Below are 25,443 nucleotides of genomic sequence, written 5' to 3'. Positions count from 1 at the left end.
ATTGCGGTATGTCTGTAACTGTTGAGAATGTTGTGGCTGCGATGAACCGGCATTACCCAGCTTCCTTGGCTGAGGATTGGGATCGTGTTGGTTTGGTAGTTGGGGATGTGAATGCTCCAGTAAAACTGGTGGGCTTTGCGGTTGATCCGTGTGAATCCACCATAAATGAAGCTATTGAACGCGGCGCCGATATGTTGATTACGCACCACCCGCTGTATTTGCGTGGTACGTCGAGCGTTGCAACGGACAGTGCAAAAGGTTCTTGGGTGCATAAATTGATCAAGCATGACTGCGCTTTGCTCGCTGCGCATACGAATGCAGATTCAGCCGCAGATGGCACTGCGGCCGCTTTTGCTGATCTGCTTGGTCTAGAGCAGCAACGTCCGCTTCAGCCGCATAGTGAGAATAAAGAGCTGGGCATTGGAAGAATTGGCACGTTGCCGATGACGATGAGCGTGCTCGAATTGGCTCATCGTATTAAGGCGATCATTCCTCAGGTTCCGGCTGGTATCACCATTGGAGGCGACCCGCAGCGAATCGTTAAAACGGTTGCAGTTTCGCCTGGTTCAGGAGATTCATTTTTGAAAGCAGTAGACGACGCCGGGGCAGACGTCTATATCACAGCTGATTTGCGTCATCATCCGGCTACCGATCATTTATGGGCGGGAGGGTGTGCGCTTATTGGAACTACTCATTTCGCTTCTGAATGGCCCGTTTTGCCAAATTTGCAGCGCAGGATAGCAAGTGAATGTGGTGTGGCAACCTATATTTCAACTATTGTGACTGACCCGTGGAGTATGCGGATCTGAGCAAATTAATCCGAGCTACTCACAGGGAGTTAACCTAAGGACTTAATTCTCTCCTTGGTTAATTTCTTTGGCGAGAAACTTAGTTAAATAATCCCGTCTGTTAAGTGAAAACTTAACAGACGGGATTATTTTGTATCTGCTGGTAAACGCATTATGGCGGGGTCTTTGTCGGATTCGTCGCTAAAGTTGGTCAGCGATAGTTGATAACTTAACGTTGCTTAACTCACAACTGGGTTGAGAGTCTAGTCACAAGTCGATGTGGACGCATGCAAATGCGAACGCTATCGGTACACAAGGGAGTGAATCGTTTTGGATCGCGAAAATCGGATTATTAAACCTTCACAAGAAGGAAGTGCAGCAGATATTGCTCGGATACTCGGTGTATCTCGAGCAGCGGTGTCGTATGCGCTTAATGGTAAACCTGGTGTTTCAGCGCGCACCCGTCAAATGATCCTCTCATTGGCTGAAAAGAAGGGAATGGAAATCCCACAAAAAGCCCTGAACTGGAAAACTACAAAACCACTCGTTGGGCTTATCTTGGCTGACCTGAGCAATCCGTTCTATCAAGAGCTGGGAGTCGCGGTTTCAAATCACGCACGCTGGCACGGATACGACGCCTACCTCTCTCATACTGGTGACGATCCACTTGAACTGCTCACAACAGTTCGAGCCATGGCAAGTCATCGCGTGGACGGGATCATTCTCACCGCAACTCAGGACGGTGACGCCGCCGTCGTCCAAGAATTGCGCAAATGGAATATCCCATATGTTCAGGTTTCGCGAAAAATCCCAACTGTGAATGGCGCTTTTGTGGGCATAGATAACAAAGCTGCCTCGAAAGATATTGCTTTGCACATGGCCTCCCATGGCTTCGAAAAAATCGCACTCGTTGTAGGGCCACGGCGCTCTTCTGCTTCCAATGATCGCTATGCCGGATATTTGGACGGCCTTGTAGAAAGCGGAATTTTCGTTCCGCAACAGTGGATTGTTCGCACATCCCTCGGCGTCGATGGCGGTATGAAAGCAGCTCAATATCTACGCAGTTTAGATCGTGGACTTCCAGAAGCGATTATCTGCGGTTCAGATGCCATCGCCCTTGGCATTATGCAAGATTTCACAGCGCAAGGCATCAATATTCCAGCAGATATAGCTATCTGTGGTTTCGACGGTGTGATAAGTCATCGGTCGCCCGATTTCTCACTCACAACCGTTGTACAACCTGTTGATGACATGGCAGAAAACGCAGTTATCTACCTCGATGACCTCATCAGAAATAAGTCAATCACTCCTCATGAAGTGATTTGTCAATACTCACTACGCATTGGTAATTCGTGCCGGTGCCAACTAGGAAAGGAGCACGTCTCATGACATGCACCCCATTGGAGAACAAAGTCGCAATCGTAACAGGAGCCTCCCAAGGAATTGGGCGTGGGATCGCGCTCAAACTTGCACAGCGTGGTGCCACCGTCGTCGTCATCGACATTAACGGCGACGCTGCCCGCGCAACGGCGGAACTGTGCGGCGGTAAATCAGTTGGTATCGCGCTTGACGTGTCTAATCGTGAGGCAGTCGACGCCACTGTGGATCAGGTGATTGCCGACTTTGGCAAAATTGACATCCTCGTCAACAACGCCGGAATCAACCGCGACGGCATGCTGCACAAAATGACCGACGAAATGTGGGACACAGTAATTGCTGTTGACCTCTCGGCCGTCTTCTACTTCTGCCGCAAAGTTGGAACTCATATGCGCGAAAACGGCTATGGTCGCATCTGCAACGTGGCATCAGCATCGTGGATGGGCAATATCGGACAGACAAACTACGCTGCAGCCAAGGGCGGCGTCGTATCGCTGACCCGATCGATTTCGAAAGAACTCGCATTCAAAGGTATTACCGCCAACGCCATCTGCCCAGGCTTTATCGAGACATCGATGACGACGGCGCTGCGCGAGGTTCCATCTCGCGCAGGGTTCGACAACCTCTACGATGAGCAAGTTGCGAAAGTGCCACTCAAGCGCGCTGGCCAGCCTGAAGACGTGGCAAATCTCGTAGCTTTTCTCGTTTCGGACGACGCCTCTTACCTCACCGGTGAAGTAATCAATATCGGCGGAGGTTACAAGCTATGAGCTTCAAGCAGGTAGAACCACACGAAGTGGCGGGCTTGATCCCCAACGGCGCGACCGTCGTCGGAAACGGCTTCACGATGATGGGCGTGGCAGACGAAATTTACTTTGAAATTGAGAAATCATTTTTGAGTAAAGGTGTGCCTAACCAGCTCACATTCGTGCATGCTGCAGGTCAATCCAACCGTATTGACGGCCTGGCACGCCTGGCACATCCAGGATTGCTCAAACGCGTTATCGGCCCACATTGGGGACTCAACCCACCGATGGCCAACGTGCTTGGCGCCGACGAAGTAGAAGCAATCTGCTTGCCGCAGGGCCAGATTTCGACGTTGTACCGCACCATTGCGGCACACCGACCAGGGCAACTATCCACCGTCGGTTTGGGCACGTTCATTGATCCGCGCCACGACGGCGGCCGTATCAACGACTCGGCCAAGGCTGCAACTGCTCCGGACGAATACGTCTCGCTTATGGAACTTGACGGGAAAGAGTACTTATTCTACAAGTCCTTCCCGCTAGATGTAGCTATCATTCGTGGCTCACGAATCGATCCTGACGGGAATATGTCGCAAGAAGACGATGTGACGATTCTTGATAACTTGGCAATCGCCCAAGCGGTACACAACAACGGTGGAATCGTGATTGCACAGGTCAAGGAAATTGTTGAGCGCGGCGATATTCCAGCTCGCGAAGTTGAAGTGCCAGGTGTCTTGGTGGACTACGTGATGGTCACCTCCGATCCAGCCAAATACCATCGGCAGACGAATGCTTCGATCGAAGTGAACTGGGATCTTCTGACCGGTTACGCATCGCCTGAAGAACTTGGAGAAGCTTTACTCTCACACGAACTCGAGCCAACCCGTATTGCGATCGGTGAACGTGGAGCGAAGCTTGTGCGTGATGGCGACATTATCAACCTCGGCACCGGCTTGCCTGGCGACTCAATTGGTCGCGCCCTGGCTGTGAGCGGGCAAATTGCCAATATTACGCTCACTGTTGAGTCCGGAACTTACGGCGGTGTGCCACTCGGCGTCGTCGACTTTGGTTGCGCTTTGCATCCAGCAGCCATTATTGGCCACCCACAACAGTTTGACTTCTACAACGGTGGTGGCGTGGACATCACGTTCATGGGTGTCGGGCAAGTTGACGGCGAGGGCAATATCAACGTCTCCGCATTTGCCGGCAAAGCAATTGGCTGTGGCGGGTTCATGGACATCGTTGATGGTGCCAAGAGAATTTGCTTCCTCATGGTCGCTGATTCGAGACACCCCAAGTGGGTGCCTGAGGTTGATCAGCTCACTTTCTATGGAAAAGCTGCGTTGGACAAGGGCCAAGAAGTCTATTTGGCAACAGAACACTATCTCGTTCAGCTCACCGAAGACGGATGGAAAGTGCTCGAAGTAGATGACAACGATGCTGCGCGAGCTGCGGCGTCTCAAGTAATTACGAAGAAGTAAAAGAAAGAGGAGAACAATGGAAAAGATCGTAGTAGTTGAAGGCGCTCGTACAGCTGTAGGTGGATACGCCGGATCGCTTTCGGGAACGCCAAATCACGTGATGGGTGCAACTGCGATGAAAGCTGCTGTTGAGCGGGCTGGAGTTTCGGTCGAGGCCATCGACGAAGTCGTGGTCGGCTGCGTTGGGCAAGTTGGCGGCGACGCTTTCTTGGCACGCCGAATCGCGCTGGCTGCGGGCGTGCGTGAAGATTCGAACGCATTTACGGTCAACCGCCTTTGCGGATCGGGATTGCAGGCAGTGCAATCGGCGGCTTTTGAACTGCAATCTGGCGATTCGAAGTTCGTGGTAGCCGGCGGCTCTGAGAATATGTCGCGCCAGCCATTCATGGATTTTGATGCGCGCAATGGCTGGAAGATGGGTCACCACACTCTCATCGATGGAACGCTTTCTTTGGTGACTGATCCTTTCGGCAACTACCCGATGGGCGTGACGGCTGAGAACGTTGCAGAAAAGCACGCAATTTCTCGCGAAGACCAAGACGAGTTCGCCGCGCTGTCCCAAGAGCGTGCAGCTGCTGCTCAGGAAGCTGGACTGTTTGCTCCTGAAATCGTGGGCGTCACCGTTAAGGAGAAGAAGTCTGAGCGAGTTTTCGACGTCGATGAGCATTTGCGTCCTGGCACCACCGTTGAGAAATTGGCAAAGTTGCGTCCTGCTTTCCGCGACGGCGGTTCAGTGACGGCAGGTAATTCCTCAGGAATTAACGATGCAGCGGCGATGTTGGTACTCACGACTGAGTCGGTGGCAAAGGCTGAGGGCTTGAAGCCAATTGGAGAGTTCGTGAGCTTCGCAAAAGCTGGCGTCTCGCCTGAGGTGATGGGCTTCGCTCCAGCTCTTGCTATTCCACGCGCATTGGAGAAGGCAGGATTGACGCTCGCAGATATCGATTGGATCGAGCTCAATGAAGCATTTGCGGCTCAAGCTCTTTCGGTTATCCGCGATCAGAATCTTGATATGGAAAAGACCAACCCACTTGGTGGAGCAATCGCATTGGGCCACCCAGTTGGAGCTACTGGCACAATTCTTTCGTTGCGCACCCTATACAACCTGCGCCGAACAGGTAAAGAATTCGGTTTGGTATCCATGTGCATCGGCGGCGGCCAAGGCGTTGCTGCTGTGTACAAGGCATTGTGAGTGAGGAGGCTGACAATGAAAATTAGTAAGATCATTGACCTGAAACCTAATTTGGGTGAAGGGCCAATATGGGATAGCGCATCAAACACACTGTGGTGGATTGATTCTCAAGACGGACGCGTTTTCAATCATGAGCAAGATGGCTCAAACCTCAAAGTGTGGGATGTGCGTGAGAAGATTGGCTCGATGGCACTCTATGCCGACGGCAAATCTGCACTTTTGGCGCTACAAACTGGTTTGTACAAGTACGATCTTGAAACCGATCAGGCCACTTTGCTGGTCGATCCAGAGCCGGAGTTTGAGTACAATCGCCTCAACGACGGCAAGGTTGATCAGCGCGGACGCTTCGTCTTTGGTTCGATGGACACACAGGAAGAAAATGCTTCCGGGCGACTCTACTCCTATGAAGAGGGCAAAGGCCTGACCGTCTTGGACGAAGGCATTATTTGCTCCAATGGACCGTGCTGGAGCCCAGATGGTTCTATCTTCTACTTCGCCGATACCTGGACTGGCGATATCTGGGCATACGACTACGATCTAGAAACTGGGCAAGTTTCAAACCGTCGCGTTTTCGCAACAGTAGATCAGTCTGATGGTGGTGCTTGCGACGGTATGACCGTCGATGCTGAAGGTTTCGTCTGGCAGGCCCATGTTTATGGTGGAAAGATGAACCGTTACGATCCAGATGGCAAGCTTGAACGCCAAATTGAGATGCCGGTTTTGAAAGTGACGTGCCCTGTTTTTGGCGGTCCAGATTTGGATCGTATGTTCGTCACAACCATGGCTCGCCCGCCATTGCCACGTTTCCCTGAGGATGGACGTGAGCGCGGTTCTCTCTATGTAATTGATGACTTGGACGTATGCGGCTATGAAACCCCACGTTTTGGTAAGGAGATCTAATCATGGCACATGAGAAACTTCAGCGCGGCGCTGCGCCATTGTCGAAAGTTCCTCGCGCTTCCTGGATAGCTTTGGCAGTTACCTGGGGAATTTGGGCGATTAACGCTTTTGACCGAGAGGTGATTTTGCGCCTCGGCCCAGCGATTACTGATCATTTTGATCTTTCCCCTGAAGCTTGGGGTGGCATTATCTCTATAGTGATGCTCTCCCTGGCAGTTCTGCCGATTTACGTCTCACGCATGAGTGATAATCACGGAACTGGTTGGAAGCGTGCAATCTTCCAGGTGCCATTGGTCATTGGGTATAACTTGATCTCCGCTATCACAGGTATCAAGGCTGTTGCCCATAACTTGGTTCTCTTCATCGCATTGCGCATTGGTGTGAACCTCGGTGCTGGTGCTGGAGAACCAATTGGTATTTCCAATACCACCGAGTGGTGGCCAAAGGAGCGTCGCGGTTTTGCACTTGGTGTCCATCACACGGGTTACCCAGTAGGTGCTCTGCTCTCGGGCCTCGTTGTAGCAGCGATCTTGAGCATCTTCGGTGACGAAAACTGGATGCTTGTATTCGTCGTCGGACTCATCGTGGCAATCCCGCTCATGCTTTTCTGGTGGAAGTACTCCACGAAAGAGCGTCAAGAGCGCACTTACGCACAGATCGCGGCAGCCGGAATGACCGTTCCACTCGACGAGAGTGCGGATGGTCAGGCCGATACCGCTGGCGCTGTTGGAAAGTGCTTGCGCAATAAGGTCGTTATGATCACCTCGGGCACGACTTTGCTCACGCAGATTGTGTACATGGGTATTAACTACGTGCTGCCGCTCTACCTCGCAAATATCGTGGGCTTGGATTACTCCGAAGCCGCTGCGTACTCCGTGGTATTCACCATCACGGGTATCATCGGACAGATTTTCTGGCCAACGCTTTCTGATTACCTCGGACGCCGTACTACCATCGTCGTCTGTGGCGTTTGGATGGCAGTTGGAGTCGCCGCGTTCTATTTCGCGACGTCGGTGCCAATTTACATTGCACTGCAGCTCTTCTTTGGTCTCGTTGCCAACGCAGTGTGGCCGGTGTACTACGCTGCCGCAACCGATAACGCACCTGATGGCGCACACGGCACGGCAAATGGCTTCGTGACTACCGCAATGTTCATTGGTGGCGGTCTTGCTCCAGTTCTCATGGGCTGGCTCATCGGACTCGGTGGCGGTTGGAAGTCCGGTGCAGGATATGTCTACACATTCTTCTTCATGGCACTGTGTGCACTCCTTGGAGTTGCCATCCAGTTCTTCGTCAAAAAGAGCGAGATTGAGGCACATCACGAGTGAACTGTGAGATGAGTGTTTCACTGTACAACTAACAGATAGTCTTGTGAGGTGACGGTCAAAGGTCACCTCACAAGACGGATCTGTTCGTTAATCTATGCGGAGTCAAGATGAAAATAGTTATTGCACCAGATTCTTTCAAAGAGACGATGACGGCAAAGACAGTCGCAAAAACGATGGCGAGTGCTGTTAAAGAGGTGTGGCCAGACGCGCAGTGCGTTGAAGTCCCAATGGCAGATGGTGGCGAAGGCACTACCGAATCACTGGTAGACGCTCTCGATGGTGAGCTTCGTGAAGTAGCCGTCGTTGATGCGCTCGGCCGGGCACGAACTGCTCATTTTGGATGGATTGCCCAGCAGCGTCTCGCAGTATTAGAAGTGGCACAAGCTATTGGTATCGAACATATCCGCCCCGAAGAGCGTGATCCAAAGTGCTCGGGAACTGCTGGCGTGGGTATGATACTCAATCACATTCTTGACTTGGCTCCGCGCAAGATCATCGTTGGACTTGGCGGCTCTGCAACCAACGATGGCGGCTGGGGAATGTGCTATGAGCTTGGTATTCGTGCAACTTCCAGCGACGGAAACTCAGTTGGCCCATTTGAGCCTTTGAATCTGAGCGATGCCGCTCATATCGATGTTTCGAATCTTGATTCTCGTTGGAAAGACGTCGAAGTGATCTTAGCTTGCGACGTCACTAATCCGCTGCTTGGTGAGTCTGGTGCAACAGCGGTATTTGGCCCGCAAAAAGGGGTCAAACCTGAGGAAATCGCCCTGTTTGACGGTGCGCTCGCGGTATGGGGTCATTTGATGGACGATCACTGTGCTTCACCGGTTGCTCATCGCGCTGGTGCAGGCGCTGCAGGTGGCTTGGGTGCTGCCTTTATGGCGTTCCTTGGAGCCGAAAATAAATCGGGGGTCGACGTCGTCATCGACACCGTAGGTTTGGAAAATATTGTTCAAGATGCTGATCTGGTGCTCACTGGTGAGGGAGGCATCGATTTCCAAACCAAATTTGGGAAAACTCCGTGGGGTGTTATGCGCACAGCCAGAAAATACGGAGTGCCCACGGTAGCATTCGCAGGAAAACTTGGCGAGGGGATCGACAGTCTTTACGACGACGGTTTTGCGGCAATCGTCCCAACCGTCCGCGAAGTTTCCGATCTTGCAACCGCTCTGGCAAAGGCACAGCCGAGCCTATTCGAATCCGTGAAAATGATGTGCCGCATTCTCAACGTTACATGCAATATGTGGAGCAAATAATGCTAATTGGTGAAGAGTTATGGGACGACGCCGTCGTTGAGGGACTTGTTAATTTTCACGTTTATGGGCGTGAAGTGCGCAGCTACTGCAACGCGGCGTCGTCGCTATATGAAACGTTGTGCGATACTGCCCAAAGGTTGCCCGATAAAGTGGCGATTTACACCGAGGACGGAAAGACTTTCACGTTTGCCCAGGTGAAAAAGTACGTCGATGATTTTGCGTTCTATCTTTCCCATGAACAGGCTATCGGGCATCATGATCGCGTGGGAGTTTTGCTCGATAACGGCATCGATTTCATTACTACGTTCTATGCGCTGAACAGGCTCGGAGCGATTATCGTGCCTTTGCCTGGAAAGTTTAGGCGCGCCGAAATTATGGCTTTGGTTGAGCGTGCAGATTTGAAAATTGTGGTGTGCCAAGATGAGCAAGCTCCGTGGTTCACCGACACTCCAACCGTGGTTACTAGCTCGCAAACCTGCGCTTTTGGGCTTCCGCTTGCCGCAACCGAGGATGAAGAAATTGCGCGCGCCCGCGCAGAATTTTGCACTCAAAAGCCACAGCTCTCTGTGGAAGACGACGCGATTTTGCTCTACACCTCGGGCACCACATCCCAGAGTAAGGGAGTGCTGCTCACAAATATGAACGCAGTCCATGCGGTGTGTTCATACCAGCGAGTTCTTGATTTGCATGAGGATGATTCAACGATCATTGCCGTGCCGATTTATCACGTGACCGGCATGATTGCGATCATTGCGCTGTTTATCTATTTGGGCGGTTCGATCCACGTGCAAAAGCGCATGTCTGGACGGCCATTCGTGCGCGAGATTTTCGCATCGAACATCACTTTTATTCATGCTTCACCCACGGTGTTCGCGCTGATGCTCGAAGAGCAGGAGCGATTCCCGCAGTTGCCTAGCGTGCAAAAAATTGGTTGTGGAGCTGCGCATATGCCAATTTCTCGCATCCAGGCACTTCACGCGTGGATGCCGCAGATGGAGTTTCGCACGATCTACGGTTTGACCGAGTCGTGTTCACCGGGTTTCGTTTTTCCCGACGACGCCGCTACCTCACCTCATCTTGGCAGCTCGGGCAAGCCTATTCCCGGTTTGGACGTCAAGATTTGTAATGAAAATGGCCAAGAGCTCGGTTTTGATGAGATTGGTGAAATCGTGATCCGCGGCGCTAATATTGCACGTCGCTACGACAAAATCGCCAGTGAGAGTTTTTCCCCCGATGGCTGGTTAGCTACTGGTGACGTTGGACGAATGACGTCAGACGGATACGTATACGTTCTTGATCGCAAAAAAGATTTGATCAATCGTGGTGGCGAAAAAATCTGGTGCATCGATATTGAAGAAGAACTACGCCTACTTCCGCAGATCGCTGACGCTGCGCTAGTAGGGGTGCCAGATTCGATTTATGGCGAAGTGCCGGCGGCAGCGGTTGTATTGGCTGAAGGTGCGGTATTCGACGAAGAGGCAATTCGGCAAACTCTCAATAAGAGAGTGGCCAGATACCGGGTACCTGTCTATTTTGCTGTGGTCGATGCGCTTCCATTAACTGCAGGATCGAAGATTGATAAGAAAGCAATCAGAGAGCTATTTACTGGATCAGATACTGAGGCATCTTAATCAGGTTTTCCCGTATAGTAAGAGCAAGAACGTCAATGATAAGCGAGGCAATCATGACTCAAGCTCCTAGGGAAGACCAACTCCAGCTACTCGAAGTGGCGCGTCTCGACGCCCAATTGGCAAAGACTCGCTCGCAAATGCGCAACCATCATTTGCGGGGCGAGATTGCCACTGCGGTAGAAGAATTAGCGCATTTCAATGAAGAAGTTGAGCGCAAACACGCTGAGCTTTCACAGTTGAACGAAGCCGTTGATTCGGCACAAGAGCAGCTCACGGAGTTAGAAGCTAAATTGAAGCTAAAAGATAAGCGGCTCAATGCCGGAATCGGTATGGACTCGCGCGAACTCTTGACCTTACAATCCGAAATCGAAACTGGACGTGAGCAGGTTTCTCAGCTCGAAGATTCTCAATTCGATCTTTTAGAATCGTGTGAATTGCTTGAAAAACAGCTTGCTCACCTCGAGAAAGAGATTGTTCAAAAAGTTGAGCACAGGACTGCTTTGGAGAAGCAGCTGGAACAGGATTTGGCTGAGCTGGAATCTGAGCATGCGCGTATCAATGAGCAGCGGACACAGCTTTTTGCTCCGTTGGCGCCGGCATTACAGCAAGCCTATGAGCGTGCGCGGGTCAGTGGTGGACTTGCCGTTATAGGTCTGCATCGCAATGGAGAATCAACTGGGGGAGTCGCACTCTCGCCGATTGAAGTAGCTGCGGTCAACGCCCATGATCCCAACGATATCTACATCTCAGAAGACTACGATTGCGTGGTCGTTTTGCTCGATGCCTAGTTCGCGTTGCTCGATGCCTAAGCTGCATTGCGCTTGGCACACCGAATGTCTTGCGTTTTGTATGACTAAACGTGCCTTGCACGTCTAAGTGCATTGTGCCTAGCGTCTGTTAGCTTTCGCCACCGTATTGCACCAGCGTTAATTTGTACTTGTTGTGTGAATCGACGGTGAGTTCGACGTCGTCGACGATGCCGTCAGTGACCATAACGCGCGCGTATTCTTCGAGCTCGCGTGCGGTGCGTAACGTCGTCTGGGAAGAGAGTAAGTACTTGCCGAGCATTCCACGAAAACGCTTGGCGTCATGGGAGATCACCTGCCGGTGTTCTCCACTTTGCCGAACAGCTTGAATGGTGACGTAATCGGCGTCGTGCTTAGGATTCCACACCTGATAGTTCGCCGAACGGCAGTCAATCACTAGCTCGTGGGCACCCGGCTTAAAATCGTGTAGCGCTTTGCGCCATACAGTTTTTGTATTGCCAATGCCAGGCAGCGCGGTGCCCATAGAAAGCCGATAATGAGGAATCAGATCTTCTGGGCGGAGAACGCCAAAAAGGCCAGAGAAAATGAGCACGTGTTCTTGTGCGAAAAGACGACGTTCGCTTGGCATATCGAGCCAGTCAAGTGCGCTATACAAAACTCCGGTATACACAGATCTCGCGGGTGCACAGGGCAATTGCCCAAGCTGTTTTTGATTTGAAACCACGTCTGCTACCGAAGCGCCAACTTTCAAAATCTCAAGTGCATCAGCCTGGCGGCTAACTTTGGTCAGCGCCGTTGCTATTTTCCTGCGTAGCAGATTGAGCTGTGGGTAACTGAGGCGTGCAAAATCGAGCGGTTTGCCAGAAGTCGGGGCTGTTTTGCCCTCAGAAGGAGGTAGTAGTATGAGCACAAAACAATTTTAGCAAAGTCGCATTTGAGCGAAGTGTGTGCAGGGCAGTTTGCGATCTTGGTGTTCATTGAAGATCATAGGTAGACTAAAGCACGCGAATGAGTCAGCCAGGCAGTCGCGAGCGCTCAGGCGCCCGAGGAACGTCCGGGCTCCGCAGGGAACAGTGGTGGGTAACACCCACTCGGGGCGACCCGCAGGAAAGTGCCACAGAAAAGAAACCGCCAGCAATGGTAAGGGTGAAAAGGCGAGGTAAGAGCTCACCGCGTACTTGGTGACAGGTACGGCACGGTAAACCCCACTGGGAGCAAGACCAAGCAGTGCACGTTGAGGCGTCCCGTTGAGTGCACGGGTAGGTTGCTTGAGCTCAACGGTAACGTTGAGTCTAGATGGATGGCTGCCGCTGGCCACTTGGCCAGCACAGAACCCGGCGTATCGGCTGACTCATTCGCCCAGTTGAGGCGGGCACATTTGATCGAGTACGAACAGTGATGCCTATCTAACTGGGCGAACTGAGCAAGCCTGATTGCTTACTTCTTTTTACCAGCCTTTTTATCGTCTTGGTAGGCCATGAGTGCAGCTCCCACGATCCCTGCTCCGTTTCGTAGCTCTGCTGGAATTATTGGAGCGTTGGTATCGATCATCGGCACATATTTTTTGTACTTTTTCGAGATTCCGCCACCGATAATAAATAAATCAGGAGAGAAGAGCTTTTCAAGATAGGTAAAGACTTCCTGAAGGCGTTGTGCCCATTCTTCAAAACTGAGGTCTTCACGTTCAAAAACGCCCGATGACGCGTATTTCTCTGCTTCAATTCCCCGTGGCAGGATAATATGGCCGAGCTCGGTATTGGGCACGAGCACACCAGCGGAGACGAGCGCCGAGCCGATTCCCGTTCCAAGCGTGAGTACCAAAATGGTTCCTGGATTTGCGTGCGCAGCACCGTAATGGACTTCGGCATAACCTGCGGCATCGGCGTCGTTCAAAACGGTAACCGGGCGCTTGAGCTTCTTGAAGAAAAGCTCATTAGCGTGAACTCCAGCCCACTGCTGAGACAGGTTCGCAATTGTTGGGACGGTTCCACACAAGATCGGTGCGGGGAAAGAGATCCCCACTGGAACGTCGTCGGGAAGATCAAAAGAATCGACGATTTCTTTGACGATATCAGCGATAGCATCCGGGGAGGCATCTGGTGGTGTGGCAATTCGAATGCGATCTTCAATAAACATTCCTGATTTCAGGTCTACCGGTGCTCCCTTAATACCTGAACCGCCAATATCGATACCTATAGCAATTCGGCGGAACTTCTTTTTCATCGTGTCCCTCTTCTCAGAGTTCTTAGACTTCTCAAACTTCTCTAACGTGCCAGATTTTCTGACGCGTCAAACCTGTGGCATAGCTTCAGATTTTTGCCCTTGCGACGGCAATGTGAGAATTTCGAAGCCGTCCTCAGTCACCACAATTGTATGCTCCCATTGGGCGCTTCGCCCGCGATCTTTGGTGAGGACGGTCCAATCGTCGTCCCACTGCTCCCACGCAATCTCACCCATTGTGAGCATTGGTTCGATTGTGAAGACCATGCCTGGCACAATGAGCTCGTTGTGCAGGGGAGCGGTGTCGTAATGGGGAACGATCAATCCCGAATGAAAGGCTTCGCCGACGCCGTGACCAGTGAAATCTTCCACAACTCCGTAATCGAAGCGCTTGGCATAGGACTCGATGACGCGCCCAATGATATTGATTTCGCGCCCAGGCTTGGCAGCTTTGATTCCGCGCATCATCGCTGTATACGTGCGCTCACACAGCAAGCGCGATTCTTCGTCAACCTCGCCCACATAAAACATCGCATTCGTGTCTCCATGCACGCCGTCAATATAAGCGGTGACGTCGAGATTCACGATATCGCCCTCTTCAAGTGGACGGTCATCGGGGATACCGTGGCAAATGACTTCATTGACTGATGTGCAGATCGACTTTTTGAATCCCATATATCCCAAACATGATGGATAAGCTCCATGATCACACATATATTCATGCGCGATCCGATCTAATTCATCAGTTGTGACTCCTGGTGCGATTGCTTCAGCTGCGGTGTAGAGTGCATCAGCTGCGATTGTTCCCGCTACCCGGATCTTGTCGATTATTTCCGGCGTTTTCACATCGGAGGCGGTGACGACTTCTGGTCCGTCGTGGAACATATACTCGGGACGCTCAATATGCTGAGGTACAGCACGAAGTGGGCCGATTTTCCCTGGTTTGAGAGTTCCAAGTGGTGCGCGCTTAGGATCCATTATTGTGAAACTTCTTTTCTGTGTTGTGCCACTGTAGTGATCAGGTGGGCACTGCTTTGATAACGGGTTCTGAGAATGGCTTTGACTGCAATCGGCGCTATTCGAGGAATGTGTGCTTTTCTTCAGGGAACGTACGCGAACGCACAGCTTCGTTATAAGTGAGCACCGCATCGGTGAGCGCACTTCCAATCTCGCCAAAAACTTTGACGAACTTTGGTTGCCAATCGCTCATACCGGCCATATCAGTCCACACAAGCACTTGACCATCACAATCAACACCGGCGCCAATTCCGATCGTTGGAATCTCCAGTTCGGCAGTGATGTCTTTGGCAACTGGTGCGGGCACCATTTCGAGCACTACCGCAATCGCACCGGCGTCTTGGACAGCGAGCGCATCTGCCTTGACCTGCTCAGCAGCACTGCCACGACCCTGAACACGCGGCCCACCCAGACTGTTTTCAGCTTGCGGCGTGAAGCCCACGTGCCCAACTACTGGAATACCGGCATCAGTGATAGCGCGAATCGCGTCAGCTCGCCGTTCGCCGCCCTCAAGTTTTACCGCAGCAGCTCCTGCCTTAATCAACTTAATCGCAGACTGAACTGCTTGGGAAGTGCTCTCCTCGTAGGAACCAAAAGGCAGATCGGCAACTACAAACGTACGTGATACTGCCCGAGCAACGGCGCGAGTGGCAACCAGCATTTCATCGAGGCTCACCGGAATAGTCGAATCGTAGCCCAGCATAGTATTGCCGTAACTATCTCCCACAAGAAGCATATCGGTACCTGCGGCGTCGAAAATACGTGCGGTAACGGCGTCGTAGGCTGTGAGCATCGTGATGGGTGTACGCTCCTTCTTGAACTGTTGCAGATGGTGAGCGCGCACTCGCTTAATCATTATTTCCTCCAAGGTGTACGAATACAGTTTGTATATATTCTACTCGTTAGTTCCCCAAAGTTCGCCTTGCTCAGGCACAATAGATATAAGAAACACGAGGAGGGCACATGGATCGCCAACAAGAACACGTTTTGCGCGTTATCGAGGAACGAGAAGTTCGGTTTATCCGACTGTGGTTTACCGACGTCTCAGGCACCTTGAAATCGGTAGCGATTGCGCCAGCGGAGCTAGAAAACGCTTTCGTTGAGGGAATTGGTTTTGACGGCTCGGCTGTGCAGGGTTTAACGCGCGTGCACGAGGCCGATATGGTGATGCGTCCCGATGCGTCCACGTTCCAAATTTTGCCGTGGTACGACGACGGCGAAGTAGTCGGGCGTATGTTCTGCGATATCTATACTCCCGACGGCGAACCTGCACGTTCTGACCCGCGTGCAGTTCTCAAACGCGCCCTCGCTCGAGCCGCTGAGCTCGGTTTCACGTTCCACGTGCATCCGGAAATTGAGTTTTATCTCATGCACCCGGAAACTGATCCTAATGTTGAGCCCAAACCTATCGACAACGGCTCATATTTTGACAACGTCTCGCGTTCTCTGGCTCGCCACTTCCGTTCCGATGCGGTAAAAACGCTTGAAGACCTCGGCATCTCAGTGGAGTTTTCTCATCACGAAGCAGGCCCTGGGCAAAACGAAATCGATCTGCGCGTGGCAGATGCTCTCACAATGGCCGATGACATCATGACGTTCCGTGTGGTCATCGATCAGATTGCCTTGCAACAGCATGTACAAGCCTCGTTCATGCCAAAGCCGCTGATTGAGCAACCTGGAAATGGCATGCACACGCATTTTTCACTTTTTGAAGGGGAACGAAACGCCTTCTTTGATCCAACAGGTGAATTCCAACTCTCCAAGACGGCTCGGAAGTTCATTGCAGGGCTCTTGCATCACGCTCGCGAGATCACAGCGATTACCAACCAGCACGTGAACTCTTATAAGCGACTCTGGGAAGGTTTCGAAGCCCCGGCGCATATTGCGTGGGGAAAGAATAACCAATCGGCACTGATTCGAATCCCGACGCTGCGTGTCGATAAACCCAAATCTGCTCGCATCGAATATCGCGCCTTGGATTCGGCAGTCAATCCGTACCTCGCATTCGCAGTGATCCTCAATGCAGGACTGGCTGGAATCGAAAACGACTACGAAATACCAGAAGCAGTAGACACCGACGTCTCGGTGCTTTCCGCACGCGAGCGGCGAGCCTTGGGGATTGAGGAATTGCCGACGTCGCTCTCCGACGCTTTGCGCGAAATGGAACTTTCCGAACTTGTGGCCTGGACGCTCGGGGAGGACGCTTTCGACTATTTCTTGCGAAACAAGCGCAAGGAATGGGAAAAGTATCGGCGGCAAGTCACTCCTTTTGAGCGAGCGAGTTTTCTTCCAGGACTCTAAGCATAGTAGTGATGGAGATCGGTGATGAACCGTATTGAATCTCAGCATGCTCAGCTTATTCGCGCTGGCTTTATGGATACCGATAAAGCTCAGCGCCTTTTGGCCGATCCCATTTTGAGCGATGTGGATCAGTCGTGGTTGATTCAGCGTGCAGGCGAAACCGCTGATCCAGACCTTGCTCTGTTGGCATATCTGCGTCTGCTTGAGTCGGCGCGGATTCATGGCAAAGAAGCTATGGATGCCTTGTACGTAACGTGCGAAGAAGAAGCTGCGTGCCGCCGTCTTTTTGCAGTCTTGGGGATGTCGAGTGCTTTGGGTGACTACCTTATTGCACACCCAGTGAACGTCCACATCGTGCAAGATTATAAGATCGGTTCGCACCCTTTAGAAACGTCTCTGGAAGCAGAGCAAGAAGCGGCACTTGCAGCTGTGCATGGGGTAGCCAATCACAGGGGCGATGCCGTATCCACGCTTTCGTGCGAGGAGGCCATATCCGCTGTGCGTGCGCACTACTGGTATCGAATGATTCAGTTGGCGGCAGTTGATCTCACTGAACCACATGCTGGCACGACGATGCCGCAGGTAGCGAAGTGTATCTCCGATGTGATCGGTGGAGTGTTCGAGGCTGGTCTCGCAGTAGCGCGAGCGCATATTTCACGCGCGCAAGACATCGGTTTCACCGTGATTGCTATGGGGAAAACCGGCGCTCGCGAAGTGAACTATATTTCTGATGTGGACGTCATCTACGTGGCGCGGGCAATCGTTGCGGAATTGGACGATGCCAGCATGCTCGATATTGCCACACAGATTGCAAATTTCTTGCAAAAACTCGTATCGAAGCCAACTCGTGAGCCTGCGCTATGGGAGATTGATCCAAATCTTCGACCCGAAGGTAAAGACGGGCCGCTGGTACGCACTCTCGATTCTCATATTGCTTACTACAAACGTTGGGCTCAAGATTGGGAATTTCAGGCATTGCTCAAAGCCCGGCCAATCGCAGGGGATAGGGAACTGGGCGAGAGCTATATCGCTGCCTTAGAACCAATGGTGTGGCAGGCATCTGAGCGCCCAAATTTTGTGGAAGACTCACGGGCGATGCGCCGACGTGTTGAGGATTTAGTGCCTAAAAAAGATGCCGAGAACGAACTGAAGTTAGGTCGGGGTGGATTGCGTGATGTGGAATTCACTGTGCAATTACTACAGCTCGTGCACGGCAGACCCGATGAAACTTTGCGAGTTCGCCCAACTCTTGATGCGTTATGTGCCTTGAGCGAGGGCGGCTATGTTTCGCGCAAATCTGCACAGGAACTGTCTAATTCCTATAAGTTCTTGCGCGCTCTTGAGCACCGGATTCAGTTGCAAAGATTCAAGCGCAGCCACGTGGTGCCAAGTTCTGAAAGTGAGTTGCGCCGGATCGCTCGGTCTTTGCATGGCTATGAGCTTGCCACTGCCGAAGATCTCAAGCACTATTTTCACAAAGTCCAGCGCCGCGTGCGGGAATTGCATTTAGAAATTTACTATCGGCCGCTTCTGCCGCAAGTGGCGAAGCTTTCGGCGGAGGATATTTCTCTCGATTCTCAAGCTGCTCAGGCGCGACTTGCTGCTATTGGCTACCGCGATCCAGTTGGGGCGCTCAATCATATTCGGGCACTAACGAGCGGAATTTCGCGTACGGTGATGATCCAGCGCCAATTGTTACCTGTGATGATCGGCTGGTTTGCTGAGGGAGCCGAACCTGACCAAGGTCTGCGCTCATTTCGGATAATTTCTGAACAAATGGGTTCTACCTCGTGGTATATGCGTACTTTGCGTGACTCAGCGCTGTGTGCAGAACGTCTAGCGCGTCTCTTGGCTTCTTCGCGTTATATCACCCAAGCTTTGCCTTCGCTTCCGGAGTCAATCACTTGGTTGGATGGCGAGTCCCAACTGGTAGCGCGAAGTTTTTCGGAGCTTGAACGAGAGCTAGAATCTTTGCTCTCGCGCAGAGAGAGTCCACAAGATGTGACGCTTGCTGGTCGCTACCTGCGTCGAAAAGAGTTGTTGAGAATCGCGATGGCACAGGCATTGGGTCTTGCGGATGGAGATACGACTCGGCGAGCCATTTCCTGCACGGCAGATATTGCTATTGATGCCGCATTGCGAGGAGCAATCATCAAGACGACGGACGAGCTAGGTACCGATGTGCCAATTGTTTTTACCGTGATAGCGATGGGGCGTTTTGGCGGCCAGGAACTAAGCTACGCTTCAGACGCCGATGTGATATTTATTCACGAAGCCTTGCCTGGCGTGGAACAAGAAACTGCTGATGTCTTTGCCAATTCTTTGGCGCGAAACCTCATTGCACTTCTCAATTTCACGGCTCAAGAACCAGTACTTCCAGTCGATGCTGATCTGCGGCCGGAGGGGAAAAATGGGCCGCTCTCGCGCAGCATTTCTAGTTGCCAAGCCTATTATGACCGCTGGGTCGATACCTGGGAGAAGCAGGCGCTTTTGCGGGCACGCTACTGCGTGGGATCTCATGAGTTGGCGCAAAAGTTCTTCGCCATGATTGATCCTTTGCGGTATCCAGAAGATGGTCTCGACGCCGCACAATTGCGAGAAATTCGCATGCTCAAGGCGCGTATGGAACGCGAACGTATGCCGCGCGGCGTCGATCCTACTCGCCAGGTGAAACTCGGCCGTGGGGGACTTTCTGATGTGGAGTGGTGTGCCCAGCTGCTACAACTCAACCATGCACACCAATTCCCGCAGTTGCACAGCACAGACACGATCAGCGTCTTGAAAGAGGCTGCGTCGCAGCAGCTTTTGGAGCACGACGACGCTCGAAAGCTCATCTGCGCATGGGAACTTGCTTCGCAGTTGCGTGACCTCAACGTGCTCGGAACTGGCCGTACGCAAGGTGCCAAAATCGACGTCGTCCCTCATGAAAGCACCGAACTTGGCATCATAGCCGCGCTTTTGGGCTATCCGCTCGACAAACGCCACGATGTGGCAGAGGACTATTTGCGTGCGGCGCGGCAGGCGCGAAAAGTGTGTGAGCGGGTCTTCTACGGGGAGGATTGAGCTCGCACTCCGGCGTCGTGCTAAAACGTGAGATAGGCGAGGTCGGAAGCATACCGACGTCGCCCATCCTCAACGCAAATTGTGGTCATTGTGACTAAACTTCACAGAACCTTGGACAGGAAGTCCTTGGTACGTGGGTTTTGGGGATTATCGAAAAGCTGGGTTGGTGTACCGGCCTCTACGATATAGCCCTCGTCCATCAGAATTACCTGGTCAGAGACTTCTTTGGCGAAGCCAATTTCGTGAGTCACCACGATCATCGTCATGCCGCGCTGTGCCAAATCTTTCATGACGCTCAGAACTTCGCCTACAAGTTCTGGATCGAGCGCCGAGGTTGGCTCATCAAAGAGCATCAAATCGGGTTTCATCGCCAGTGCGCGGGCGATGGCGACGCGCTGTTGCTGACCGCCAGAGAGCTCAGAGGGGTAGTAGTTGACGCGATCGCTCAAACCCACCTGATCTAGCAGTTCGAGGGCGGTGGCTCTAGCCTTGTCTTTGCTCTCCTTGAGCACGTGTACCGGTGCTTCCATCACATTTTCCAAAGCCGTCATGTGTGGGAAGAGATTGAAGCGCTGGAATACCATTCCGATGCTCGCCCGTTGCTTGGCAATCTGTTTGTGGTCGAGCTCGTGGAGCACTCCATTTTTCTCGGCGTAGCCCATGAGCTCTCCGTCTACAAAAATACGTCCAGCTTGAATCGATTCAAGCTGATTGATGCAGCGCAAAATGGTGGATTTTCCAGAGCCGGAAGGGCCGAGAATCGTGCATACGCTACCAGCGGGAACTTCAAAGGATACACCCTTGAGAACGTGCAAATCTGAAAAGAACTTGTGCACATTTTGCACTGAAACCATATTCTGTGTGGCGCTAAATTGATTTGCCATGATTTCTTCCTAAGGGGTGTACTCGATAAAAGGATCGTCGGTGGTGGTGGCAGCGGCGTTTATTGCCTGCTGCCGCGATGAGCGTTGCTTTTTCTTCGCCCGGCGCGATTGCGTGGAAGCTGAGGTACTTTGGCTACCGCGCCCGAAGTATTGCTCGAGATAATGCTGGCCTACCATCAATATTGACGTGATAACTAGGTACCAGATTGCCGAGACAAGGAGGTAGGGGATCGGCTTGAAGCTCGATTGCCCGATGGCGTTCGTCACGTAGGTGAGTTCGAGTGTGAACGGGACGGCGGTGACGAGAGACGTCGTCTTGAGCATGGAAATCGTCTCGTTTCCGGTGGGAGGGACGATCACACGCATAGCTTGGGGAAGCACAATGCGCCGAAGGATTTGGGAATTAGACATGCCCAGTGCCTTGGCAGCTTCTTCTTGGCCGCGATCAACGGAGTTGAGTCCAGAGCGCACGATCTCAGACAAGTAAGCACCTTCGTTGAGGCCGAGTCCGAGCAATGCGCAGACGAACATTGTGGTGTCCATCGAGCTAAACACTTCGTAGGGCTTGAAACTGAAGAAGGTTATATCGGTGAACGGGATACCAATAGATATCTGTTCGTAGAGCACACCGATAAGACCCCAGAAAATGAGCTGTGTGTAGATCGGAGTGCCGCGGAAAAACCAAATGTAGACGGTGGCGACCCAGCGCAGCACGGGATTTTCGGAGCGGCGCATGATCGCCATGGTCACTGCCATGATGATTCCCAATGCCATTGAGCCTACCGTGAGGAGCAAAGTCCAGCCAATGGCTCTGAATATTTCAGGTTTGAATAGGGCAGCGAAAACTACGTTCCATTCGTATTTGGGGTTAGTGATCAGTGTGTTGAGGATAAGAGCAGCAATAACGGCAACTATGACCGCTGAGATCCAGCGGCCATAGTGTCGCACCGGTATTGCGCTGATAACTTCAGGCTTATCGGTGACTTTATTCATTTGAAATTCCTGAATCTACTCAGTTTGCAGGGTTTAGCTCAGCTTTTTGTACTACGCCCTCAGAGATGCCCCAGGTCTTGAAAATTGACTTGAGGTGTCCTTTGTCAATGAGATATTGTAGCGCCGCTTGGAGAGCTTTGGTCAGTTCTGCATCTTGTTTGCCGACGACGATGCCCACGCCAGCTACGTTCTCCGGCTCGCCTGCGACTGCGGTTGCGCCGTCGGTGATCTTGGCTGCGTACTCAGCAACTGAGGAATCGGTGTACATTGCCACGAGCTTTCCGCCAGCGAGGGCTGTTGTTACAGCGGATTGTTCGTTGTAACGCTGGATTTGGATCTTCTTATCGGCTGGGCAGGTTGCGTTGAGCTTGTCGATATCCTCGTCTTGCACAGTGCCGGTTTGTACGCCAACAATCGCTCCACAAGGGCTCTTGGGGTCAAATTTCTTCGGATTTCCCTTGGCGGTGGACCACGAAGAACCGACCTTGAAGTATTCGATCATATTTACTGTGGCGATACGCTCTGGGTTGATTGAGAAATTCGCGATTCCCGCTTCATATTTAGATCCAATTGCTGGAATGATAGCGGCGAATTCGGCTTGCTGAATATCTGCTTTGAGTCCGAGCACTTTGGCCAGGGCATTGGTGAGGTCAATATCGTAGCCCTGGGCTGTTTTGCCATCAGCTGCATAGAATTCCGCAGGTGCGTAGTAGATGTTGTTGCCAACGGTGAGAGTGCCATCTTTCTTGACTGCCTCAGGTACCATTGCGGCAATTTCGTCTACTTTTTCGATTTTGCTTAAATCTGTAGCGGTAACGTCACTTCGGGATTCGCCGGAACCGGCTTTGGAATCCGCTGATCCGCAAGCGGACAATGCGAGTGCAATGGATACACACAGGACTGCAAATGGTTTCCGACGCATGATAACTCCTAAGTTGTTTGTGATCGTACTAAATAATATACGCACCTATGCATAGATATGTAAAGTTGAATTGCTGTGTGTTGAATCTCGTCTCAAAATATAGAATGCAGATATAGCGAGGTGGGGCGCTTGCGCGGCTTTTGCGCAAACGCCCCACCCCAATGAGCAATTGTATAAAGTTGTTTTACAGATCGTAGTAGAGCGCGAACTCATATGGGTGAGGGCGCTGGCGAAGTGGATCAATCTCTTTTTCGCGCTTGTAAGCGATCCAGGTCTCGATCAAATCTTCGGTGAACACGTCTCCCTCAGTGAGGTAATCGTGATCTGCCTCAAGTGCACGCAGGGCATCCTCAAGTGACTCAGGAAGCTGAGCGATCTGTGCATGCTCCTCAGGTGGCAACTCGTAAAGATCCTTGTCGATTGGATCGGCTGGTTCAATGCGGTTCTTAATTCCGTCAAGACCAGCCATGATCTGTGCGGCAAATGCCAAGTATGGGTTGGCCGATGGATCGGGCACGCGGTATTCAACGCGCTTTGCCTTAGGGGAGCTACCAGTCACTGGAATTCGGATACATGCCGAACGGTTACGAGCGGAGTAAACCAGGTTTACTGGAGCTTCGAAACCAGGAACGAGACGGTGGAACGAGTTGATCGATGGGTTGGTGAACGCCAAGAGCGACGGTGCGTGGTGAAGCAAACCGCCCACAAACCAGCGCGCCATATCGGATAGCCCGCCGTAGCCTTTCTCGTCGTAGAAGAGTGGTTCGCCGTCTTTCCATAGAGAAAGGTGGCAGTGCATGCCAGAGCCGTTATCTCCAAAGAGTGGCTTAGGCATGAACGTTGCCGTCTTGCCGTTTTGGAAAGCAACGTTCTTGATAACGTACTTGAATTTCATCATGTCGTCTGCTGCTGCGAGCAAGGTGTCAAAAGTGTAGTTGATTTCTTGCTGGCCGCCGGTGCCGACTTCGTGATGTGCGCGTTCAATGCGCAAACCAACCTGCTGGCACACCGCCGTCATTTCATCGCGCAGATCGGCCATCTGATCATTTGGAGAAACTGGGAAATAGCCTCCCTTGATGCGGGTCTTGTAACCCAAGTTTCCGCCGTCTTCCTCACGACCGGTATTCCACCATGCCTCTTTTGAATCGAGGCGGTAGAAGGATCCGCGTGGCTCGTCCCCGAAACGAATATCATCGAAAATATAGAACTCAGCTTCGGCACCTATGTATGCGGTGTCGGCAATTCCTGTCGAGCGCAAATATTCCTCAGCGCGACGTGCGATATTTCGAGGATCGCGGCGGTATGTTTCGCCAGTAAAAGGATCAATGACGGAGAAATTCATAACCAGCGTTTTGTGCTCGCGGAATGGATCAATAAAAGCTGTGCCCAGATCCGGGATGAGCTTCATATCAGACTCGTGAATTTGGGTAAATCCGCGGATCGACGAACCGTCGAACATGAGTCCGTCGGTGAGATTATCCTCGCTGAATGCATCAATTGGGACAGTGAAATGCTGCATGACGCCAGGAAGGTCGCAGAACCGAATATCAACAAATTCAATCTTCTCATCCGAAATGAATTTGATTGCTTCTTCAACGCTAGAAAACACGTTTACTCCTCACTGAAAGGGATCGAGAGATCCACATAAAAACCACAATAAGTGGCCATGCGAATAAGTCTAGGAAACAACGGGCAGAAAATGCTAATGTGGCGGGTCAATTTTGAATATCGACCCGCCACATCTCATTATGTAAGAAAGAAGCCTGTAAAAGTGGGTAAAAGTATGATTCGCATCATAGATAGCGTGCGCGTGACTTTTAAACCCCTTTGCGCTTAACCGCGCATGGCGCGGCGGTTAGCGCGAACTTTCGTAGGATCAATGCCTTTCGGAATTGGCAAAGCGGAAGGCTTTACTGCATCGAGACGTACAGCTAGCGCAGAAATCTCTTGGTTACTAATTGCTTTAGGAAGACGACGCATCGCACCTTGCAATTTCTCTAAGGAAACCTGACCTTCCTCATTGCCAGCCTTAATAACGTGGACAGGAGCGCCAGGAGCTACTCGCTTGATCCACTGGCGTTCTTCGGAAAGTAGTTTCTGCACGCGGTGGCTTGGGCCTTCTGAAATAAGGACGACGCCGGGACGGCCGATTGCGCGAAAGACCATATCTTGAGTGCGAGGATTGAATCGCACTGGTTCACTCGACACAGTCCAACCACGCTTGACCTGATCAAGCACAGCAGCAACGGCACCTGGAACGCCGTCGATCTGCATATAGGAAGCTTTCTTAACGAGTTGTGTGAGCACGAGAAGTGCCACAGTAGCGCCTAGGAGGATTCCGATAATCGACCACATAATTAAGCGATCAGTCAAAACTCCCACAAACACTGAAATTGCAATAATGCCGATCAATGATCCAAATACGGCATAAGGAGTCCATGAAAAAGTCTTGGCCGAAACTTTATAAGCGTCTGCTAGGTATGAATACCAGCGCTTTTTCTTGACTTTTTTAGGCTTTGCTGTGTTGTCTTCGCGTTTGGTCATGGATCTTCCTTCACTAAAGTTCTTGTGTTC

General features: G+C 51.8%; 21 protein-coding genes and 1 other RNA gene. 13 read left to right on the top strand and 9 right to left on the bottom strand.

Annotation, left to right across the window (positions count from 1 at the left end; all coding sequences use genetic code 11):
• Positions 1-8: 8 nt before the first annotated feature.
• From JOD55_RS07000 to JOD55_RS06955, 10 genes are all read left to right on the top strand, one after another.
• Positions 9-809 (top strand): Nif3-like dinuclear metal center hexameric protein, encoded by an 801-nt coding sequence (locus JOD55_RS07000; protein WP_204399320.1) that lies wholly within the window; start codon positions 9-11, stop codon positions 807-809.
• Positions 810-1,118: 309 nt separating this feature from the next.
• A complete protein-coding gene (locus JOD55_RS06995; protein WP_204399319.1) occupies positions 1,119-2,177 on the top strand; it encodes a LacI family DNA-binding transcriptional regulator in 1,059 nt (352 codons plus the stop codon).
• A complete protein-coding gene (locus JOD55_RS06990; RefSeq protein ID WP_204399318.1) occupies positions 2,174-2,935 on the top strand; it encodes a glucose 1-dehydrogenase in 762 nt (253 codons plus the stop codon). Before JOD55_RS06995 ends, JOD55_RS06990 begins: the two co-directional genes overlap by 4 nt.
• Complete coding sequence (locus JOD55_RS06985; protein ID WP_204399317.1) at positions 2,932-4,392, top strand: CoA-transferase; 1,461 nt, start codon at positions 2,932-2,934, stop codon at positions 4,390-4,392. The genes JOD55_RS06990 and JOD55_RS06985 overlap by 4 nt, the downstream gene beginning before the upstream one ends.
• A 16-nt stretch (positions 4,393-4,408) precedes the next feature.
• On the top strand, positions 4,409-5,584 hold the full coding sequence (locus tag JOD55_RS06980; protein WP_204399316.1) for a thiolase family protein: 1,176 nt from the start codon (positions 4,409-4,411) through the stop codon (positions 5,582-5,584).
• A 15-nt stretch (positions 5,585-5,599) separates the two neighbouring features.
• Complete coding sequence (locus JOD55_RS06975; protein ID WP_204399315.1) at positions 5,600-6,484, top strand: SMP-30/gluconolactonase/LRE family protein; 885 nt, start codon at positions 5,600-5,602, stop codon at positions 6,482-6,484.
• Between the two features lie 2 nt (positions 6,485-6,486).
• The gene (locus JOD55_RS06970) at positions 6,487-7,812 is read left to right on the top strand and encodes an MFS transporter (RefSeq protein ID WP_204399314.1); all 1,326 of its coding nucleotides are present in this window, start codon (positions 6,487-6,489) and stop codon (positions 7,810-7,812) included.
• A 107-nt stretch (positions 7,813-7,919) separates the two neighbouring features.
• On the top strand, positions 7,920-9,071 hold the full coding sequence (locus JOD55_RS06965) for a glycerate kinase (protein ID WP_204399313.1): 1,152 nt from the start codon (positions 7,920-7,922) through the stop codon (positions 9,069-9,071).
• Positions 9,071-10,702 (top strand): class I adenylate-forming enzyme family protein, encoded by a 1,632-nt coding sequence (locus JOD55_RS06960; RefSeq protein WP_204399312.1) that lies wholly within the window; start codon positions 9,071-9,073, stop codon positions 10,700-10,702. Before JOD55_RS06965 ends, JOD55_RS06960 begins: the two co-directional genes overlap by 1 nt.
• A gap of 53 nt (positions 10,703-10,755) precedes the next feature.
• Positions 10,756-11,490 carry a zinc ribbon domain-containing protein gene (locus JOD55_RS06955; RefSeq protein WP_204399311.1) on the top strand — a complete coding sequence of 245 codons (735 nt, stop codon included), beginning with the start codon at positions 10,756-10,758 and terminating at the stop codon, positions 11,488-11,490.
• Between the two features lie 109 nt (positions 11,491-11,599).
• On the opposite strand, the gene JOD55_RS06950 is transcribed toward JOD55_RS06955, so the two are convergent.
• Positions 11,600-12,379, bottom strand: a complete 780-nt coding sequence (locus JOD55_RS06950; RefSeq protein WP_204399310.1) for a peroxide stress protein YaaA — start codon at positions 12,377-12,379, stop codon at positions 11,600-11,602.
• A gap of 99 nt (positions 12,380-12,478) precedes the next feature.
• Between JOD55_RS06950 and rnpB the strand changes: the two genes are divergently transcribed.
• Positions 12,479-12,827, top strand: an RNA gene (gene rnpB / locus JOD55_RS06945) — RNase P RNA component class A.
• A gap of 79 nt (positions 12,828-12,906) precedes the next feature.
• Here rnpB and ppgK read toward each other — a convergent pair.
• The 3 genes from ppgK to panB all read right to left on the bottom strand — a co-directional run bounded on the left by ppgK (position 12,907) and on the right by panB (position 15,562).
• The gene (gene ppgK / locus JOD55_RS06940) at positions 12,907-13,692 is read right to left on the bottom strand and encodes a polyphosphate--glucose phosphotransferase (RefSeq protein ID WP_204399309.1); all 786 of its coding nucleotides are present in this window, start codon (positions 13,690-13,692) and stop codon (positions 12,907-12,909) included.
• Between the two features lie 66 nt (positions 13,693-13,758).
• Positions 13,759-14,667 carry a type I methionyl aminopeptidase gene (map, locus tag JOD55_RS06935; RefSeq protein ID WP_204399308.1) on the bottom strand — a complete coding sequence of 303 codons (909 nt, stop codon included), beginning with the start codon at positions 14,665-14,667 and terminating at the stop codon, positions 13,759-13,761.
• Positions 14,668-14,764: 97 nt separating this feature from the next.
• On the bottom strand, positions 14,765-15,562 hold the full coding sequence (panB, locus tag JOD55_RS06930) for a 3-methyl-2-oxobutanoate hydroxymethyltransferase (RefSeq protein ID WP_204399307.1): 798 nt from the start codon (positions 15,560-15,562) through the stop codon (positions 14,765-14,767).
• 107 nt (positions 15,563-15,669) lie between these two features.
• On the opposite strand from panB, the gene glnA (JOD55_RS06925) reads away from it, so the two are divergent.
• Both glnA (JOD55_RS06925) and JOD55_RS06920 read left to right on the top strand, forming a co-directional pair.
• The gene (glnA, locus tag JOD55_RS06925; protein WP_204399306.1) at positions 15,670-17,007 is read left to right on the top strand and encodes a type I glutamate--ammonia ligase; all 1,338 of its coding nucleotides are present in this window, start codon (positions 15,670-15,672) and stop codon (positions 17,005-17,007) included.
• A 24-nt stretch (positions 17,008-17,031) separates the two neighbouring features.
• Positions 17,032-20,070 (top strand): bifunctional [glutamine synthetase] adenylyltransferase/[glutamine synthetase]-adenylyl-L-tyrosine phosphorylase, encoded by a 3,039-nt coding sequence (locus tag JOD55_RS06920; protein ID WP_204399305.1) that lies wholly within the window; start codon positions 17,032-17,034, stop codon positions 20,068-20,070.
• 101 nt (positions 20,071-20,171) lie between these two features.
• On the opposite strand, the gene JOD55_RS06915 is transcribed toward JOD55_RS06920, so the two are convergent.
• The 5 genes from JOD55_RS06915 to JOD55_RS06895 all read right to left on the bottom strand — a co-directional run bounded on the left by JOD55_RS06915 (position 20,172) and on the right by JOD55_RS06895 (position 25,413).
• Positions 20,172-20,954 carry an amino acid ABC transporter ATP-binding protein gene (locus JOD55_RS06915; protein WP_275587025.1) on the bottom strand — a complete coding sequence of 261 codons (783 nt, stop codon included), beginning with the start codon at positions 20,952-20,954 and terminating at the stop codon, positions 20,172-20,174.
• Between the two features lie 9 nt (positions 20,955-20,963).
• Positions 20,964-21,947 (bottom strand): amino acid ABC transporter permease, encoded by a 984-nt coding sequence (locus JOD55_RS06910; RefSeq protein WP_204399304.1) that lies wholly within the window; start codon positions 21,945-21,947, stop codon positions 20,964-20,966.
• Between the two features lie 19 nt (positions 21,948-21,966).
• Positions 21,967-22,869 (bottom strand): ABC transporter substrate-binding protein, encoded by a 903-nt coding sequence (locus JOD55_RS06905; RefSeq protein ID WP_204399303.1) that lies wholly within the window; start codon positions 22,867-22,869, stop codon positions 21,967-21,969.
• 184 nt (positions 22,870-23,053) lie between these two features.
• Positions 23,054-24,478 (bottom strand): type I glutamate--ammonia ligase, encoded by a 1,425-nt coding sequence (gene glnA, locus JOD55_RS06900; RefSeq protein WP_204399302.1) that lies wholly within the window; start codon positions 24,476-24,478, stop codon positions 23,054-23,056.
• 224 nt (positions 24,479-24,702) lie between these two features.
• The gene (locus JOD55_RS06895) at positions 24,703-25,413 is read right to left on the bottom strand and encodes a DUF4191 domain-containing protein (RefSeq protein ID WP_204399301.1); all 711 of its coding nucleotides are present in this window, start codon (positions 25,411-25,413) and stop codon (positions 24,703-24,705) included.
• Positions 25,414-25,443 lie beyond the last annotated feature (30 nt).

The organism is Arcanobacterium pluranimalium, from assembly GCF_016907845.1.
Lineage (GTDB): Bacteria > Actinomycetota > Actinomycetes > Actinomycetales > Actinomycetaceae > Arcanobacterium_A > Arcanobacterium_A pluranimalium.
The sequence above is the reverse complement of the archived record's forward strand: the minus strand, read 5'-3'. Positions and strand labels throughout refer to the sequence as shown.

What these genes read in the sequence shown, in the direction of transcription:
- ppgK (WP_204399309.1), bottom strand. Translation starts at nt 13,692, where the DNA reads ATGAAAAAGAAGTTCCGCCGAATTGCTATAGGTATCGATATTGGCGGT.
- panB (WP_204399307.1), bottom strand. Translation starts at nt 15,562, where the DNA reads ATGATTAAGCGAGTGCGCGCTCACCATCTGCAACAGTTCAAGAAGGAG.
- glnA (WP_204399306.1), top strand. Translation starts at nt 15,670, where the DNA reads ATGGATCGCCAACAAGAACACGTTTTGCGCGTTATCGAGGAACGAGAA.
- JOD55_RS06975 (WP_204399315.1), top strand. Translation starts at nt 5,600, where the DNA reads ATGAAAATTAGTAAGATCATTGACCTGAAACCTAATTTGGGTGAAGGG.
- JOD55_RS06960 (WP_204399312.1), top strand. Translation starts at nt 9,071, where the DNA reads ATGCTAATTGGTGAAGAGTTATGGGACGACGCCGTCGTTGAGGGACTT.
- map (WP_204399308.1), bottom strand. Translation starts at nt 14,667, where the DNA reads ATGGATCCTAAGCGCGCACCACTTGGAACTCTCAAACCAGGGAAAATC.
- JOD55_RS06920 (WP_204399305.1), top strand. Translation starts at nt 17,032, where the DNA reads ATGAACCGTATTGAATCTCAGCATGCTCAGCTTATTCGCGCTGGCTTT.
- JOD55_RS06955 (WP_204399311.1), top strand. Translation starts at nt 10,756, where the DNA reads ATGACTCAAGCTCCTAGGGAAGACCAACTCCAGCTACTCGAAGTGGCG.
- JOD55_RS06985 (WP_204399317.1), top strand. Translation starts at nt 2,932, where the DNA reads ATGAGCTTCAAGCAGGTAGAACCACACGAAGTGGCGGGCTTGATCCCC.
- JOD55_RS06905 (WP_204399303.1), bottom strand. Translation starts at nt 22,869, where the DNA reads ATGCGTCGGAAACCATTTGCAGTCCTGTGTGTATCCATTGCACTCGCA.
- JOD55_RS06970 (WP_204399314.1), top strand. Translation starts at nt 6,487, where the DNA reads ATGGCACATGAGAAACTTCAGCGCGGCGCTGCGCCATTGTCGAAAGTT.
- JOD55_RS06965 (WP_204399313.1), top strand. Translation starts at nt 7,920, where the DNA reads ATGAAAATAGTTATTGCACCAGATTCTTTCAAAGAGACGATGACGGCA.
- JOD55_RS06915 (WP_275587025.1), bottom strand. Translation starts at nt 20,954, where the DNA reads ATGGCAAATCAATTTAGCGCCACACAGAATATGGTTTCAGTGCAAAAT.
- JOD55_RS06895 (WP_204399301.1), bottom strand. Translation starts at nt 25,413, where the DNA reads ATGACCAAACGCGAAGACAACACAGCAAAGCCTAAAAAAGTCAAGAAA.
- JOD55_RS06910 (WP_204399304.1), bottom strand. Translation starts at nt 21,947, where the DNA reads ATGAATAAAGTCACCGATAAGCCTGAAGTTATCAGCGCAATACCGGTG.
- JOD55_RS06990 (WP_204399318.1), top strand. Translation starts at nt 2,174, where the DNA reads ATGACATGCACCCCATTGGAGAACAAAGTCGCAATCGTAACAGGAGCC.
- JOD55_RS06980 (WP_204399316.1), top strand. Translation starts at nt 4,409, where the DNA reads ATGGAAAAGATCGTAGTAGTTGAAGGCGCTCGTACAGCTGTAGGTGGA.
- JOD55_RS07000 (WP_204399320.1), top strand. Translation starts at nt 9, where the DNA reads ATGTCTGTAACTGTTGAGAATGTTGTGGCTGCGATGAACCGGCATTAC.